Annotated in this window: 14 protein-coding genes; 6 read left to right on the forward strand and 8 right to left on the reverse strand. The window is 28.8% G+C overall.

Translation table 11 applies throughout. From position 1 onward, the window contains the following. Positions 1 to 108: 108 nt before the first annotated feature. The 7 genes from Q0776_RS15615 to Q0776_RS15645 are packed head-to-tail and all read right to left on the reverse strand — an operon-like array spanning position 109 to position 8314. Positions 109 to 1563 (reverse strand): polysaccharide biosynthesis C-terminal domain-containing protein, encoded by a 1455-nt coding sequence (locus Q0776_RS15615; protein ID WP_298370275.1) that lies wholly within the window; start codon positions 1561 to 1563, stop codon positions 109 to 111. Continuing rightward, positions 1563 to 2642 carry a UDP-N-acetylglucosamine 2-epimerase (non-hydrolyzing) gene (gene wecB, locus Q0776_RS15620; protein ID WP_298370276.1) on the reverse strand — a complete coding sequence of 360 codons (1080 nt, stop codon included), beginning with the start codon at positions 2640 to 2642 and terminating at the stop codon, positions 1563 to 1565. Before wecB ends, Q0776_RS15615 begins: the two co-directional genes overlap by 1 nt. Next, a complete protein-coding gene (locus Q0776_RS15625; protein ID WP_298370278.1) occupies positions 2639 to 3916 on the reverse strand; it encodes a glycosyltransferase in 1278 nt (425 codons plus the stop codon). Before Q0776_RS15625 ends, wecB begins: the two co-directional genes overlap by 4 nt. A 4-nt stretch (positions 3917 to 3920) precedes the next feature. Continuing rightward, positions 3921 to 5102 (reverse strand): glycosyltransferase family 4 protein, encoded by a 1182-nt coding sequence (locus Q0776_RS15630; RefSeq protein ID WP_298370280.1) that lies wholly within the window; start codon positions 5100 to 5102, stop codon positions 3921 to 3923. A 5-nt stretch (positions 5103 to 5107) separates the two neighbouring features. Next, positions 5108 to 5623, reverse strand: a complete 516-nt coding sequence (locus Q0776_RS15635; protein ID WP_298370282.1) for a methyltransferase — start codon at positions 5621 to 5623, stop codon at positions 5108 to 5110. Continuing rightward, positions 5613 to 8048: a YfhO family protein gene (locus Q0776_RS15640; RefSeq protein ID WP_298370284.1), complete on the reverse strand. Its 2436-nt coding sequence runs from the start codon at positions 8046 to 8048 to the stop codon at positions 5613 to 5615. The genes Q0776_RS15635 and Q0776_RS15640 overlap by 11 nt, the downstream gene beginning before the upstream one ends. A 2-nt stretch (positions 8049 to 8050) precedes the next feature. Further along, positions 8051 to 8314, reverse strand: coding sequence for a DUF4834 family protein (locus tag Q0776_RS15645; protein ID WP_298370285.1), 264 nt, complete (start codon positions 8312 to 8314; stop codon positions 8051 to 8053). A 102-nt stretch (positions 8315 to 8416) separates the two neighbouring features. Between Q0776_RS15645 and Q0776_RS15650 the strand changes: the two genes are divergently transcribed. The 6 genes from Q0776_RS15650 to Q0776_RS15675 all read left to right on the forward strand — a co-directional run bounded on the left by Q0776_RS15650 (position 8417) and on the right by Q0776_RS15675 (position 13857). After that, positions 8417 to 9367, forward strand: a complete 951-nt coding sequence (locus Q0776_RS15650) for a transporter (RefSeq protein WP_298370286.1) — start codon at positions 8417 to 8419, stop codon at positions 9365 to 9367. 15 nt (positions 9368 to 9382) lie between these two features. After that, positions 9383 to 10501 (forward strand): GTP cyclohydrolase, encoded by a 1119-nt coding sequence (locus tag Q0776_RS15655; protein WP_298370287.1) that lies wholly within the window; start codon positions 9383 to 9385, stop codon positions 10499 to 10501. Next, positions 10502 to 11209, forward strand: coding sequence for a 16S rRNA (uracil(1498)-N(3))-methyltransferase (locus Q0776_RS15660; protein WP_298370288.1), 708 nt, complete (start codon positions 10502 to 10504; stop codon positions 11207 to 11209). Between the two features lie 72 nt (positions 11210 to 11281). Beyond that, on the forward strand, positions 11282 to 11893 hold the full coding sequence (locus Q0776_RS15665; RefSeq protein WP_298370289.1) for a DUF4159 domain-containing protein: 612 nt from the start codon (positions 11282 to 11284) through the stop codon (positions 11891 to 11893). A gap of 1 nt (position 11894) precedes the next feature. Next, positions 11895 to 12800, forward strand: a complete 906-nt coding sequence (locus Q0776_RS15670) for a bile acid:sodium symporter family protein (protein ID WP_298370291.1) — start codon at positions 11895 to 11897, stop codon at positions 12798 to 12800. Positions 12801 to 12804: 4 nt separating this feature from the next. Beyond that, a complete protein-coding gene (locus Q0776_RS15675; protein ID WP_298370293.1) occupies positions 12805 to 13857 on the forward strand; it encodes a lysophospholipid acyltransferase family protein in 1053 nt (350 codons plus the stop codon). Here Q0776_RS15675 and Q0776_RS15680 read toward each other — a convergent pair. Next, positions 13847 to 16765: a glycoside hydrolase family 3 N-terminal domain-containing protein gene (locus Q0776_RS15680; protein WP_298370294.1), complete on the reverse strand. Its 2919-nt coding sequence runs from the start codon at positions 16763 to 16765 to the stop codon at positions 13847 to 13849. The genes Q0776_RS15675 and Q0776_RS15680 overlap by 11 nt on opposite strands. Between the last annotated feature and the right edge of the window lie 31 nt (positions 16766 to 16796).

Genomic DNA, 16796 nt, shown 5'->3' on the forward strand with positions numbered 1-16796 from the left:
TATAACTCCTATTTAACAATTTAACGAAAATATACATTTTAACGGGAAATATAATGTAACATTAATTACCTTAAATTTGTAAATTCAATATTTTAAAATGAACCAATTTTATTTTAAAAATTTGGATACAAGACTATTAATATCCTCTGATATATGAAGTTTCTTTATTAAGAAAAGATAAATTCCACAAGTTATAATTCCTTTCAAAATTATATTTACAATTGGGTTTAAATTAAAATTCCAAAAATAAAATCCACCATAAATAGCTATTATAATCAATATTATTTTAAGGGTATTTAGTCCAAATGGATGAATATTTAACTTCATTTTTATATATCCCATTTTTATTAAACTATACATAAGGACGACAATTAATGTTGCCAATGCAGCTCCATTTATTCCAATTAATTTAATTAGCCAATGATTTAAAACAATAACACTAACAGCCATTGCCAAGGATAAGTAAAAAAATATTTTATAATATTTCGAATTCACCAAAATTGCATTTCCTGTTCCCAATGCAAGTTCAATAAGTTTAGCCACCGAAATTATAAGCACAATTAAAATTCCTTTCGTAAACTGTGGTTTGTTAATTATCTCGTATAAATCTGAAATATTAATGTTAATTAACAAAAAGAATAAACCTCCAACCACCAATAAATTAATTGAAGTTTGTTTATACAATTTTTCAACTTCGTTAATATTATTTGCATTCATTTCTTTTGCAGTAATTGGACTGGTAATTTGCTGCATTGCCCTAGTTGGGATTGCTATAACACTTGCAATATAAATTCCAACAGAATAATAAGCTACTTCAGCAATTTGTTCCATCTGAGGAATCATAAACTTATCAATTTCCAATAATATCCCTGATGCAGAACCTGCTACAATTATATAACCCGAAAAGGATACTATTTCTTTTAAATTTTTCGGAAGCTTAAAAATAAATACAGGTTTATAAACATAATACGCATAAAGCTTCATAATTAAAGTTCTAACACCATAAACTATAACAACTGCATAAATAAATTGTTCATTGGTTAAGTACTGTAAATAAACGGCCAACAATAAAAACGATGTACATAGGCGCGCAAAAATTTCTTTAATAAAATTTCCAAAAACAGAATTAAGTTGCACTTTTGTCCAGGAATGAAACACTTCAAAATAACCCATAAAAACGGCTATAATAAAAATTAAGTACGAATAATCCTTAATTAATATATTTTCTGCAGATAACCAATTAGAAACAGTTTCGTAAAAAAAAGTTCCAATTAATGCAAGCGGAATTATTATAACTAATGGTAAAAACAAGGTAGTCATTAAAAATCCATCTTGCTCAGTCTTTGTTTTATAAGATGAATAAAATTTAATTATGGTGTGCTGCATTCCAAAAACTAACAAAGGCAATAAAATATTGGCAGTTGAAAGTAAAAAAGTAATTAGTCCAAAATAATCTTCATGTAAAAAATGGATATACAAAAACAGCACATTTATTCCTCCAATGGCAAAACCCAAAAATAGAATTAACGTATTATTAAAAGACTGTTTTAAAACAATTCCCATTAGATTAATTTAAGAATTTCGGTATAAATTTTCTCCCCAACATTATTACCAAATAAATTCACTGAAAAATCTGCTTTAGAATTAGCATAATTATTAAATACTTTCAACATTTTATCACTATTACCTCCAACTATTTCAGCAAAATCATTTGATACCAATTCTACCCATTCGGTTTCTTCGCGAGCAATAATACAATGCTTTTTATTAAAGAAAGCCTCTTTTTGAAGTCCTCCACTATCGGTAATAACCATTTTACAATTCTTCAATAATTCCAACATATCAAAATATCCTATTGGATTGACAATTGTTAAATTATATGATAACTTATTTTTTTCTAAAATAGCCCTAGTTCTTGGATGAAGAGGTAAAACAACTTGATACTTTTCATTTATTTTTTGTAACCCCTCAAAAATAGATTTTAAAGTTTCAATATTATCTGTATTTTCTTGTCTATGAATTGTTGCCAAAACGAATTCATTATTTTTTAAATTCAATTCCGAAATAATAGATGATTTTTCTAATGAAGTTTTGCTGTAAAACTCAACAGCATCCTTCATTATATCTCCACATTTCACAATTTTTGAAGGAAAACTATCAAATCCTTCTATTTGCAAATTATTAATTGCAGTATCTGTAGGGCATAATAATAAATCAGCAATTCTATCTGTTAAAATTCTATTTATTTCTTCTGGCATTTTCATATTAAAAGAACGTAAACCAGCTTCAACATGTACCACTTTTATATGCATTTTTGATGCAGCCAATGCGCCCGCTAAAGTAGAATTTGTATCTCCATAAACAACAACCAAATCTGGATTTTCAATTTCTAAAACCTTTTCAATTTCTGTTAACATTTGCCCAGTCATTGCACCGTGACTTAAACCATTAATTGCTAAATTATATTTAGGCTCTGGAATTTCCATTTCTTTAAAAAAAATGTCACTCATATTAGCGTCATAATGCTGCCCGGTGTGCACAATAACTTCTTCTAAAATATTATATTTACTAATAACCCTGCTTAAAACAGCGGCTTTAACAAATTGTGGACGAGCGCCTAAAATGGTTATTATTTTTTTCATTCTGCAATTCTATGTATAATTTTTGCCACTTGTTTCGTTAATTCTCTTCTATGATATTGTTCAATATTTATAGAGTTAATCAATAAATTCCCCTTTTTAAATCTTAAATATAAATCTAAAATAGCATTTTTTAAAGCATCCTTATCGCTAAAGTCCACAACTGATCCAGAGTTAGTTTGTTTTATAATCTCAGCCAAATCTCCTTTTGTAGGAGCAATTGCTAAAATTGGTCTTTTTGCCATTAAATATTCAAATATTTTCCCGGTAATTATTCCTTTGGCGCTTGGTACATTATTAACTAGCATTAACAATACTTGTGATTTTTTTTGAAAATTTACAACTTCATTATGCGTTACATAATTAATTAATTCTACATTATTTTGAAGCTTGTATTTAGAAATACTTTCAGTTACGGTTGCATCTACTTTACCAATTAATTTCAAAATAAAATCCTTTTTAAAATTATTATTTTCTGAAATCAATTCTGAGATAGCTCCCCACAATATTTTAGAATTTCTATCTGCATTCATTAAACCAATATGAGTAAGTGTAAACTTTTCATCCAACTCAGTTTTAGTCAACACTATTTCACCATCAAATCCATTTGTTATCGTTTTTACAACATTGCTAAATTTATTGTAATTTAATTTCATTGTATTACCAACAACCAAAACACTATCTGCTTTTTTTAAAACTTCTTGCTCTAAAGAATGGTGTTTTTTAATAGACTTTTTAGTTAATGGAAGCTGATGAAAATAATCAATCTCGGTCCAAGGATCTCTAAAATCTGAAATCCATTTTACATTTAATGTTTTTTTCAATTCCAAACCAATTAAATGCATACTATGTGGCGGACCGGTTGTTATTACAACATCTATTTTATTTTTTGAAATATATTCCCTTAAAAATTTAACCGAAGGTTTTACCCAATATTTTCTTGCATCTGGTATAAAGTAATTAGCGCGCACATATTGTAATATTTTCCCAAAAAAAGTTGGTTTTGAATTCAAAAAACCTGCACTCTCTGTTTTCTTTTTCCCAAATAAAGAAAGAATATTATTTGGCTCCCAAATTGGTTGTTTTAGCACTTCAATTCCTTTTGGAATATCATTTACTAAAGATTCATCAATAATAGGATAATTTGGATTTTTAACCGTGTATATTATTGGTTCAACATCAAAGTCTCTAAAATATTTTACAAATTTTAACCATCGTTGCACTCCAGAGCCTCCTGCTGGTGGCCAATAATAAGTAATTATAAGTGCTTTTTTCATTAGCTTAATTTAAGTATAATTTTATTAATGCTTCTGAAGTTTTTTCCCAATAAAAATGATTTTCGATAAACTTTTTACCATTGCCTCCCAACTTTTGCTGCAGAACTTCAACAAAATACAATTCTAACACCTTTTCTGCAAAATCATTATAATCTTGTGCTATGTGAACCAAACCTGCCCCAGCTTTTTCAACAATATTCTTTTGTGAAGTTGCATCGCTTACTAACAAAGGCTTTCCAAAACTCATATATTGAAAGATTTTATTTGCAAATGTAGTGTCATGGTGCAAATTTCTATGTAATGGCGAAATACAAACTGAACTCGCTTTAATATATGATGGAAACAAAGATTCATTTTGCCATCCTTCAAAATCTACAAAATCTTGAACATTGTGATCATTTACATATTCTTTCAAAACCTTATCGGAAGAATTACTTCCAACTATTACCAATTTAATGTTTGGAATTCTATTTTTTAAAATCGAAATACTTTCAATAGCTGTTAGCAATCCTCTTCTTAAACCTGTATCTCCAATATAAAGCAACACAAAATTAGCTTTGTATTTTTCAATAATATTTTTCTGATAAACTGCGTTTTTAAAATACGTTTTATGCACCGTATTAGGCACAACAACAATATTTTTTGGCTCCTTACCTACTCTTTTTACTATTTCTGTTTTGGCTTCCTCGGTAACAACAATAACTTTAGTAGCCTTTTTTATAAATAGTTCTTCTTTTTGTTTCCATTTTTTTGAAGAAATCAAATATTTCCCTGGAAATTTCTGTAAATGAGGATAAAATTTCATTATTTCAGGTCGGTTTTCATGTAAATCCAACACTGTATTTAAATTCAATTTTTTATTAGCTCTAAATACGGCCTCTGCAATTTGAATATCGTGTATATGAACAGATTCTATTTGGTTTGAAATTAAAAAATGATTTATTTTTTTTGACATTAACCAAGTATAAAAAGGCACTGTATAAACTAATGCAGAAAGTTTATACACCAATGCACTTGATTGATAACGTTTTACCTGAATTCCTTTTATTACTTCCTCATTCTTTTCTTCAGCATATTTTAAACAAAATAAAAAAACTTCATGACCATTTTTAATCAATGAAACAGCTTCATTTTCAACCCTAGGATCGGGCGGAAAAGTTTTATCTAAAATCATTCCTATGCGCATACTAATTATTTTTCAGCATACACTGCATAGTAGCGCGGTGTAAATTTTCTAAGAATTGGACGAATTCCAATTTTACTAATTGGACTTGTCCACTTTTGTCTTTTTTTAATATTCCAGCCAGCTTTTTCAAGTAACCAATCAAATTGCCAATCTTCAAACTCGTGATAATGTCTATCACGCATATCAGTAGAACTTTTATATGCTTTTGCAAACCACAAATTTAAAGGTATGGTAGTAATTATTTTTTTTGTTTCAATAGCTTTTAAAACCGCTAAAGGAGCTAATAGATGCTCAAAAATCTCAAATGAAGTAACCGCATCAATTTTAAATTCTTTTACAATTTCTGGAACCTCATCTAAATCTTCTCCTGAAGTATTATAAACTGTATAACCGTTTTGTTCCATAATTTCAGAAAACGGATTACGAACCCCTAAATCCAACACAGTAGCTGGAGCGGGCAATACGCTTTGTAAAAATTCTAAAGTATGTTTGTACCTTTTTGCAGGTATTTTACTGTACATTTTTTTTCTTTTTTTCTATAAAAAACCATCCCAAAGGAATAATTAACAATAATAAATAACCTATTAAAGTAATTGTATTTCCTTTTTTAATAACGGTTGGTTCAAATTTAAAGCTAATCTTATGTTTTCCTGCAGGAATTTCCATTCCACGCAAAACATAATTTACATTGTAATGTGGTGTTAATTTTCCATCAACATAAGCATTCCAACCATTTTTGTAATACATTTCAGAAAAAACAGCAAACTGAATATTTGTTGTTTTAGACTCATACTCCAATTCATTTGCTTTATATGACACTAGTTTAATACTAGATATAGAGTCCCGTTTATAGTTAGTTTTTAAGTTATCTGAAATATTTACTGTATTGATTACCGCCTCAATCTTGGTATTTAAACTATCTAAAGTTTTTATTTCATCATCTGCCGAATTAACAACTTTTAGTTTTGAAATAAACCAAGCATTTCCATTAGCTCCTTGGTTCAATTCATAACCAACTTTACCTTCCTCGTCAGCACCAATAATATATTTTGTATTTAACATATTTAAAACCTGACCATTTCCATTTGCTATATGAAAATCATATAATTCTTGATAACGCCTTGGTTTAGCTGCGTGGTAACCTCCAATAGATTTATGAAAATAGGAAGTTGCTCCATCTGCCATTATATTTTTAGTGAAATCTGCTACTCTATAATAACTTTTATCTTTCAAAATTTGTTTGTCAATTTCAGAAGCTGTAAATGGCTTGTCAACTTTTCTTGCAGATGTAAAGAAATCGTCATTTACATATCTTTTATCAACATTTACTAAATCGAATAACATTAAAACTGCAAAACCAATTAAGGTTAAGTTTTTATTGATTTTTTCTTTAATAAACAACCATAAAATTCCTGCAAGTACTACAACCAATATCAACGAGCGCAAACTATCATTAAAAAACAATGTTTTTCTATCTGCAGTTACAGCATCTAAATAACCTGCTAATTGTTCATCAATTTGAATATCTAAAGGTCTTTCAAATGAGAACAATCCGGTTCCACCAACAGTGAATATTAATGCCAATCCTGCAACAATAATAGTTGTATATTTTAATGCATTTTCTTTTTCCTCTTTTGTAATTTTAGAAGAAAACAGTTCTTTCAAGCCTAATATTCCCAACAATGGAATTGTTAACTCTGCAATTACTTGAATTGAAGAAACTGCTCTGAATTTATTATATAATGGAATATAATTGATAAAGAAATCGGTTAAAAATGAAAAATTCTTACCCCAACTCATTAAAATTGAAAATATAGTTGCTGCTACTAACCAATTTCTAAACCTTCCTTTTACAAGAAATAATGCCAACACAAATAAAAATATAAACAAAGCGCCAATATACGCCGGAGCAGCAACAATTGGTTGATCTCCCCAATACATCGATGAAATTCGCATTATATAATTTGCATCACTTGCTTGCAATCCTTTATTTACGGAGTTTTGTAAAAAACGTTGAAGTTCACTGTTTTCAACTTCTTCATGACTTGTACCTCCCATAAACCTAGGAATAAACAAGTTAAAAGTTTCAGCCACACCATAACTATATTCTGTAATATATTCCTTATCTAAACCCGACGATGGCTGTTTAATAGAGCCATCTGGATTAATTGTTAATTCGCTTTTACTTCTCGTACTTTCTTTAGAGTATTCACTAGTAGCTAGTAAATGTGTTGCATTAATTGCCAATGCTAAAATTACCGAAACAGAAAGTATTCCAACATTTTTTATAAAATCAGGAATTGTTTTATTTTTAATCGATTCTGTAAATTGTATAATTCCTAAAATAATTACAAGAAACATTAAATAATAGGTCATTTGAATATGACTAGCACTTAATTCTAATGCCATTGCTAAGGTGGTTATAACAAACCCAAGAATGTGTTTTTTCTGAAAAACTAGTAGAATTCCAGCTAAAACTAAAGGCATATAAGCAATTGCGTGAGCTTTCGCATTATGCCCAACACCTAAAATTATTATTAAATATGTAGAAAGTCCAAAGCCTAAAGCTCCAATAATGGCAAGTTTCCATTCTACTTTTAACACCATTAAAAGAATAAAAAAACTTAAAAAATATAAAAACAAATAATCTGCTGGTCTTGGTAAAAAACGTATTATTCTATCTATTTTTTTTATATAATCATTTGGGTAATAAGCACTAACAACATACGAAGGCATTCCACCAAAAGTAGCATTTGTCCAATATGGTTCCTGGTTATTTTCTTTTCTAAAGTCTTTTATTTCTTTAGAGGAGCCAATAAACTGAGTAATATCACTTTGTTGTATTTTTTCACCCTTTAATACTGGCGAAAAATAAGCTAAAGAAATAACTATAAAAGTAGTTATTGCAATTACATAAGGAACTACTTTTTTTATTGAAACATTCATAATTAATCTTTTATTTCTTCATAATCTACATAATCACCTACGTCCTTATTACTTTCTTTTGGCTGCGTTGGTTTTTTTGCAATTACTGTTTCACCTACTTCTCCAGCAGTTTGATCTTGCTGATATTGTTGTTGTTGTTGTTCTTTAAATTTTTTCTCTACATTATTTATAACTTTTTTCAAGAAAATAGGAGCAATATATCTACTAAAAAACTTGATTACGTAATAAATAATAATAAGTATGGCTATTGTTTTTAATAATCCCATTTAATACATTTTTTCTATAATTTTCAAAAATAACAATTTGAGAGTAACTAAAACGTTTAATTATATAAAATCTTATATTTGAACACCTAAAATAACTTAACTATGAAACGAGTTTTAACTATTCTTTTAACAGTATGTTGCTATCAAATAGCTTTATCGCAATATACCGAAATTATAAACTCTAAAAGACCGGGGCTTTCTGAAAGCCCTTATGGAGTTGGCACAAATGTTTATCAAGTAGAAACTGGTTTTTTTTATAGAAATAATGAAAATCCTTCAATTTTAACGCATCCCAATATTTTTGGAGGTAATTTATTTTTTAGACATGGTAGGTTTTCAGAAAAATTGGAACTTAACTTAAATTTAGCTTATCAAATTGATGAAATTCAAAATCCAGTTGGTAAAAATTTTACGCAAAAAGGGATTAGTGATTTATCAATTGGAGCAAAGTTTTTATTAAGAGAGCAAAAATTTTCAGATAGATCCAAAGAAATTAGAAGTTATAAAAAAAGAATGGCATTTGATTGGAAAAGATTAATTCCATCTATTGGTGTATATGCTGGTGTGCACACAACATTTGTAAGTGAAGATTACAGAGATGATTCTATGAGTTATAAACTTGCTGTTTTACTTCAAAATGATTTTACAGACAGGTTAGTGCTTTTAACCAATTTAATTGCTGATGATTTTGGCTCAGATAGTGAATATTACGCATACATTGCTACGGTTACCTATGCAATTAATGAACAATGGTCGTTTTTTGTTGAAAACCAAGGTCGATACCAAGATTTGTATTCACCTCAATACCAATTTGGAACTGGCTTAGCTTATTTAGTTAATGAAAATTTACAAATAGATGCCTCTGCTAGAACCAATTTTTTTGATAATCATTCTTACTATTATTTTTCAACTGGTTTTTCTTGGAGATTTGACCGACATTATGATACTTATACCGTTACAAAAACTTCAAATAAAACTTCCTTAAAAAAGAAAAAGAAGAAAGGTTTTTTTGGAAGATTATTTGATAAATTATTTCGTAAAAAAAGAAAATAATTGCATCTTACACCTATGATTGAAATTAAAGAAATGACCTCAAAAAAGGACCTTAAAACTTTTGTTAAGTTTCCTTTTAAACTATATAAAAACAATAATTACTGGGTTCCGCCAATTATAAATGATGAGCTAGAGAGTTTTGATTCAAATATAAACCCTGTATTTAAACATGCTTCGGCGCGCTTTTTTATTGCTCTAAAAAACAACGAAATTGTTGGTAGAATATCGGCCATTATAAATTACACCGAACTTAACGAACAAAAACTTAAAAAAATGCGTTTTGGTTGGTTCGATTTTATTGATGATTTCGAAGTTTCAAAAAAACTTTTAAGCAAAGTTGAAGAAATTGGAAAACAAAATAAACTCGAATTTATGGAAGGTCCTGTTGGATTTTCAAATTTAGATAAAGTTGGTGTTTTAACAGAAGGATTTGATCATATTGGAACCATGGTAACTTGGTATAACCACCCTTATTATAAATCGCATTACGAAAATTTAGGTTTTAAAGTTGAAAAAGAATATTTAGAAAACAAATTTCCTTTTAAAAATGTTACTCCTGCTCCACTTCGAAGAATTAGTACCATCCTAGAAAAACGCTATGAGTTAACTCCTCTTAATTTTACAAGAACAAAAGATATAATGCCTTATGTTAACAAAATGTTCGATTTGTTTAATAAAAGTTATGCTTCATTACCTTCTTTCGTTCCAATATCTGATGTTGAAATAAATTATTTCAAAAAGAAATACATTTCGTTTATAAACCCAGAATACATAAAATTTGTTGTAGATAAAAATGAAAATATGGTTGCATTTGCAATTACAATGCCTTCATTTTCAACAGCATTACAAAAGGCTAAAGGTAAATTATTACCTTTTGGAATATTTCATTTATTAAAAGCAAAAAAAAATAGTAAAGATGCTATTTTCTATTTAATTGGTGTGCATCCAAACTATCATGGGAAAGGTATTCACGCTCTTATTTTTAATGAATATCAAAAATCTTTTGAGAAAATTGGTATTGTAAATTGCATAAGAACACCAGAATTAGCTAGTAATAAGGCTATTGCTGCTGTTTGGAAAAATTTTGAACCGGTTACTTACAAAAGAAGATGTACTTTTAAAAAGAATTTATAAATGCAGTTATTCTATAATTCTGAAATAAACGAAACCACTAAAAATTTCACTTTCGACAAAACCGAAAGTAGACATATAGTTAGAGTTTTACGAAAAAAAGAAGGCGATACTATCTTTATAACAAATGGTTTAGGGTTTCTGTTCAATTCTGAAATTGTAATAGCAAACGATAAAAGATGTTTGGTTAAAATAAATAGTTTTGAAACTCATAATAAACCTTGGAATTATTACTTGCACATTGCAATTGCACCAACAAAATTGAACGATCGTTTTGAATGGTTTTTAGAAAAAGCAACGGAAATTGGAATTGATGAAATTACACCCATTATTTGCGAACATTCTGAAAGAAAGGTTTTAAAACTAGATAGAATGGAAAAAATTATACATTCAGCGGCAAAACAATCATTGAAATTTACTTTTCCTAAAATTAACAAACCTATTGCATTTAGTCAATTTATAAAAACTCCTATCGATGGTCAATTATTTATTGCTCATTGTGAAGAAACCGATAAAAAAACCTTGAAATCTCAATTAAAACCCTCAACAAATACAACAATACTTATTGGACCTGAAGGTGATTTTTCAACAATGGAAATACGGCAAAGCTTGGAACATAAATTTATTCCTGTATCTTTGGGAGAAAGCAGATTGAGAACAGAAACTGCAGGTATTGTTGCCACGCACAGCGTTGCTTTTATTAATGAATAAATAAAAAAGAAGATTCAAATATTGATTTTAAAGAATTTCCATACGCCTATATTTATAATTACTTTATGTTTAATGTGCTATAATAATTCATTTGCACAACAAATTGCGATTTTAAAATATGACGGAGGCGGAGATTGGTATGCCAATCCAACAGCATTGCCAAATTTAATCGAGTTTAGTAATAAGTCTATTAAAACAGCAATAAAGAACAATCCCGAAACCGTTTCGGTAACAAGCACTGATATTTACAATTATCCTATTGTCTTTATGACTGGACACGGAAATGTTATGTTTACCGATGAAGCTATTGAAAATTTAAGAAATTACCTTATTTCAGGCGGTTTTTTACATATTTCAGATAATTATGGATTGGATAAATTTATTAGAAGAGAACTTAAAAAGGTATTTCCTAAGTTAGATTTTAAAGAAATACCATATAATCATCCAATATATCATCAGTCATTTAATTTTGAAAGTGGTGTACCCAAAATTCATGAACACGATGGCAAACCTCCGCAAGGTTTTGGATTGTTCTACGAAGGAAGATTAATTTGTTTTTATGATTATGAAGCAGATTTAAGCGATGGTTGGGAAGATGAAGAAGTTCATAATGATAATTATGAAATAAGAGAAAAAGCTTTAAAAATGGGAACAAATATTATTGAGTACGCTTTTAAAAACTAAAATGAACGAAAACTTAGATTCACTTGTAATAAATTTTGATACCGAAGGTCTTTGGATTCTAAATATAACCTTAGCAATAATAATGTTTGGAGTTGCCTTGGGAATTACGTTAGAAGATTTTAAACGATTATTTAAAAATCCTAAAATACTTTTTACAGGAATTGTATCTCAGTTTTTATTACTACCATTGGTAACTTTTATTTTTATAAAATTAGTTAACCCAATGCCTAGTATAGCTTTAGGAATGATGATGGTGGCTGCTTGCCCTGGAGGAAACATTTCTAATTTTATGACTCAAATGGCAAAAGGAAACGCCGCCCTATCAGTTAGTTTAACAGCATTTGCTACACTTGTTAGCTTAGTTATGACTCCTTTTAATCTTCAGTTTTACGGTAATTTATATGCTCCAACGGCCGAAATTTTACAAAAAATTGAATTAGACCCTTGGACTTTGGTCAAACTTGTTTCTCTAATTTTAGGAGTTCCTCTTATTCTAGGAATGTGGGTTAAACAGCGTAAACCAGCATTTGCCGACAAATTAACAAAAATTTTAAAACCTGTCTCGTTAGTAATATTTATGCTTTTTATAATTATTGCTTTTTACGATAATTATACTATTTTTATTAATTATGTTCATTACGTTCTAATTTTGGTTATTGCCCATAATGTTTTAGCATTGGCAACTGGATTTTACACAGCCAAAATTATGGGGTTATCAAAACGAAATCAAAAAACCCTATCTATTGAAACTGGAATTCAAAATTCTGGTTTAGGATTATTGTTAATCTTTAGTTTTTTTAATGGTTTAGGCGGAATGGCGTTGTTGGTTGCGTTTTGGGCTATCTGGGATATTTTCTCTGGGTTGGTATTAGCAAGTTATTGGTCTAAACAAAAAGCTATAGAATAAAATTTTGAAACATCTTTGGTATAAAACGGTTAGAGGTATTGTTAAAGTAGGACTTTTTTTTACTCATAAAAAAATTAAAGTTTATGGGAAAGAAAACATACCTAACAAAGGAGCTATTATTTTTATAGGAAATCATCAAAATGCCTTAATTGATGCTATTTTAATACCAACAAATACCAATAGAAACATACATTTTTTAACAAGGGCAAGTGTCTTTAAATCTAAAATCGTCTCCAACATATTAAAGTCTCTTAATCTGATTCCTGTTTATAGGGTTAGAGATGGGCTTAGAACTATCGAAAAAAATTTAAAAGTTTTTGAACAATGCTTTGAGATTTTAAAAAATGAGAAAGCAATTCAAATTTTTGCTGAAGGCGAGCATCATTTAAAACGAAGAGTAATACCATTAAAAAAAGGATTTGCACGTATAATTTTAGGAACTTTACAAAAATATCCTGACTTAAATATTAAAATTATCCCTGTTGGAATTAACTACGATTCTCATTTAAATTACCCATTTAGTGTTTCTATTTATTATGGAAAACCAATTGAGGCCAACGCATTTTTCAATATTCAAAATCCTGATTTAACTTTTAAAGATATCATAAAGGAAGTGCATTCTTCTTTAATAACGTTAACTACGCATATTGACAATCTTGAAAAATATGATGAACAAATAGCTAAATTAAATGCTCTAAACATAGACTATTTAAATCCGTACGAAACAAATAAAATATTAGAGAACATAGATTCTTATTCACAAATTGAAGTTCCCATTAAAAAGAAAATAAATTGGCTAACACCAATTCATTTATTAACCAAACTAAATAGCATATTTCCGTTATTGATATGGAAACACCTAAAATCAAAAATTACCGATCTTGTTTTCACAAACACCTTTAGATTTGCACTAATTTTAACCTTATTTCCTATTTTTTATTTAATTCAAACATTAATAGTTGGTTTTATATTTAGCAGTACCATTGCCTTTTATTATTTGGCAATTACAGTATTTCTAGGGGTAATAACTTCAAAAACTATGACCGTTAATCGATAATTGCATCTTCTATAAACTGTTGAATATCTGTTCTAATATTATACCTTACTAATCCTTTATTTTCAGCATTAGGATACACTCTATTAGATAAAAACACATAAACAATTTCAGTTTCAGGATCGGCCCAAGTGTATGTACCTGTAAATCCGCTATGTCCAAAACTTCTTTCTGATACACAGCCACAAGTTGCTTTTTCAATCTCCTTAATTTGTGGTTTATCAAACCCAACCCCTTTTCTTACTTTTTCGTCTGCATAATACCTATGATTAAATTTATCAATGGTTTCTGTTTTAAAAAATCTTTTTCCTCCGTAATAACCTTTTTGTAAATAAAGTTGCATCATTTTTGCCACGTCATTCGCATTAGAAAACAAACCTGCATGACCGCCAATTCCACCTTGCATAGCAGCACCCATATCATGAACATATCCGTGTACTAATTGGTTTCGATAATAATCGTCCTTTTCAGTAGGAACTATTTTATTTTTAGGATACCAATTTAATGGTAAATACCCACTTCTATTTGCTCCAATCGGGTTATAAAAATGCTGGCGAGTTAATTTATTAAGGTTTTTTTTATAATAGTTTTCTATGTAATCTTTAAATAAAAAATAAGACAAATCACTATACTTATATCCAATTCTATCTCGTTGGTCTGCTTTAGCAATTCTATCAAAAATTGAATCTTTATACGATTTTGTTAAATACAAGTTCTTAGCAACTTCAATAGGGAATTTATTAGACCACTTGGTTCTATAATACTCTTCCGAAGGTTTTTTAGTAATACTGTCTAATGTACTAATATAAAAAGGGATCCAAGCTTTTAAACGTCCATAATGCGACAGTACTTCTTTAACTGTTAACGTGTCTTTATTTGTTCCTTTTAATTTTGGTATTAAGCTTCCTAATGTGCTGTCAAGACTAAACTCTCCTTTTTCTTCTAATTCCATAATTAATGGTAATGAAGCTAATATTTTAGTCATAGAAGCAATATCATAAACATCGTCATTTCTTACTTTTATCTTGTGTTCATCTGTATGATATCCAAAGCTTTTATTATAAACAACTTTTCCTTTTCTTGCTACAAGCACTTGTAAACCAGGAGCCATTTTTTCTTTTAAAACAATTTGTGCCAAAGAATCTATTCGTAATAATTTTTTACTGCTTAATCCTACATCTTCCGGAATTGAGTACCCTAACCTTTTTAAAGAAGTTGACATTAATCCATGTCCTTCAGAAAAAACATTTTTTATTGATACTGGTAATTTTCCCTTAATTTCAAGTGCTCCAAATAACATTTGAGCTGAAATCTCTTGAGAAAGTTCACTATTTTGATAGGATAACATTAGACCTTCTATGTTTTCAAAAGTTTTTATTTGAAGTAAGCTATAAGGACTTGCAAAAACATCTAATATTGTGTTATTAGTTCGTGCTATCTCCTGAAGCCAAACCAACTCTCTATTTGTAAATTTATATGATTTCCAAGGATTACTATTTGATTTGTGATATCCAACAACTACCAAATTATACCTTTTTAATTTTAGTATTAAATCATCTAAATTATTACTCGAAACAACATCTACATTTGTATAATTTTTCAACATATTTACAAAATGCTCATTTTCTGCATCACCTAATTTTACATAAGCAATTTTACGTTTATCTAAATTTTGAATAGGAAAAACAAGCGATTCGTTTTTTAATAAAGTGATAGAACTCTCTACTAACTTTCTGTGCAATAATATATCTTCAATTGAATTTAAATCTTCTTTTAAATTGCTAATTTGTATAGGTTTATAATTGGCTAAACCTGCCCAATATTTTGCTTTTAAAACCTTTTTTACAGAAACCGATAAACGCTCCTCTGTTAATTCATTTGTTTCCAAAGCAAGTTTAAATCGTTCAACTGTTTCTGGAATTTTAAGAGGAACATCCAACAAATCATTTCCCGCTAAAATTGCACCTAAATTAATCTCTTCTGAAGAAGCAAAATCTGCAGAGGCCTTCATATTTAATGCATCGGTAATAATTAAACCGTTATAACCCATTTCTTTTTGAAGTAAATTGGTAACAACATTTTTAGATAATGACGATGGTAAACTAGTACTCGATTCCAAACTAGGAATACTTAAATGTGCTACCATTACACTGGCAACACCGTTTTCAAACATTTTTTTATATGGATACAATTCTACAGAATCCAATCTCTTTTTAGAAAAATTAACAGTTGGTAATTCGTAATGAGAATCTGTTGCGGTATCACCGTGACCTGGAAAATGTTTTGCACTTGCTATTATTCCTTCCGTTTGCATTCCGTTTGTAAATGCAATTGCTTTTTCTGCTACATTTATATGATTTTCACCAAATGATCTGTTTCCAATAATTGGATTATCTGGGTTTGTATTTACATCTACAACAGGCCCAAAATTCATATGAATTCCTAACCGCTTGCAATGTTTTCCTACTTGAACTCCAAATGCCGTTATTAAAGCGTTTTCTCTAATTGCACCTAAGGTCATATTCCAAGGAAATCCATAAGTATCTTTCAAGCGCATATTTAAGCCCCATTCTGCATCTATACCTATAAGTAGTGGAACTTTGGATTTAGATTGGTACAAATTTGTTAATTCTGCTTGTTTTACCGGTTGATCTTGAAAAAAAATAAGTGAACCAATGTGGTATTTTTCAATTAAGTTTGAAATAAAATTTTCGTGATTTTTATCTTTGTTGGAATAAGCAGCAACCATAAATAACTGTCCAATTCTTTCTTCAACAGACATTCCATTATATATAGAATCTACCCACATTTGTTGAGCAATGCTATCTTTTGTTTTTAAAGGATGAAATGACTGTGCTTTTAAAAAAGCACTATTCAAAATAATAACTATGAATAGAAATTTTTTAATCATAAATAAATTAGAAGTTTTTATAAGCTATGAA

Origin of the sequence: uncultured Lutibacter sp., from assembly GCF_947495725.1 — a bacterium.
Taxonomy (GTDB): Bacteria; Bacteroidota; Bacteroidia; order Flavobacteriales; family Flavobacteriaceae; genus Lutibacter.

What these genes read in the sequence shown, in the direction of transcription:
- Q0776_RS15615 (WP_298370275.1), bottom strand. Translation starts at nt 1,563, where the DNA reads ATGGGAATTGTTTTAAAACAGTCTTTTAATAATACGTTAATTCTATTT.
- wecB (WP_298370276.1), bottom strand. Translation starts at nt 2,642, where the DNA reads ATGAAAAAAATAATAACCATTTTAGGCGCTCGTCCACAATTTGTTAAA.
- Q0776_RS15625 (WP_298370278.1), bottom strand. Translation starts at nt 3,916, where the DNA reads ATGAAAAAAGCACTTATAATTACTTATTATTGGCCACCAGCAGGAGGC.
- Q0776_RS15630 (WP_298370280.1), bottom strand. Translation starts at nt 5,102, where the DNA reads ATGCGCATAGGAATGATTTTAGATAAAACTTTTCCGCCCGATCCTAGG.
- Q0776_RS15635 (WP_298370282.1), bottom strand. Translation starts at nt 5,623, where the DNA reads ATGTACAGTAAAATACCTGCAAAAAGGTACAAACATACTTTAGAATTT.
- Q0776_RS15640 (WP_298370284.1), bottom strand. Translation starts at nt 8,048, where the DNA reads ATGAATGTTTCAATAAAAAAAGTAGTTCCTTATGTAATTGCAATAACT.
- Q0776_RS15645 (WP_298370285.1), bottom strand. Translation starts at nt 8,314, where the DNA reads ATGGGATTATTAAAAACAATAGCCATACTTATTATTATTTATTACGTA.
- Q0776_RS15650 (WP_298370286.1), top strand. Translation starts at nt 8,417, where the DNA reads ATGAAACGAGTTTTAACTATTCTTTTAACAGTATGTTGCTATCAAATA.
- Q0776_RS15655 (WP_298370287.1), top strand. Translation starts at nt 9,383, where the DNA reads ATGATTGAAATTAAAGAAATGACCTCAAAAAAGGACCTTAAAACTTTT.
- Q0776_RS15660 (WP_298370288.1), top strand. Translation starts at nt 10,502, where the DNA reads ATGCAGTTATTCTATAATTCTGAAATAAACGAAACCACTAAAAATTTC.
- Q0776_RS15665 (WP_298370289.1), top strand. Translation starts at nt 11,282, where the DNA reads ATGTGCTATAATAATTCATTTGCACAACAAATTGCGATTTTAAAATAT.
- Q0776_RS15670 (WP_298370291.1), top strand. Translation starts at nt 11,895, where the DNA reads ATGAACGAAAACTTAGATTCACTTGTAATAAATTTTGATACCGAAGGT.
- Q0776_RS15680 (WP_298370294.1), bottom strand. Translation starts at nt 16,765, where the DNA reads ATGATTAAAAAATTTCTATTCATAGTTATTATTTTGAATAGTGCTTTT.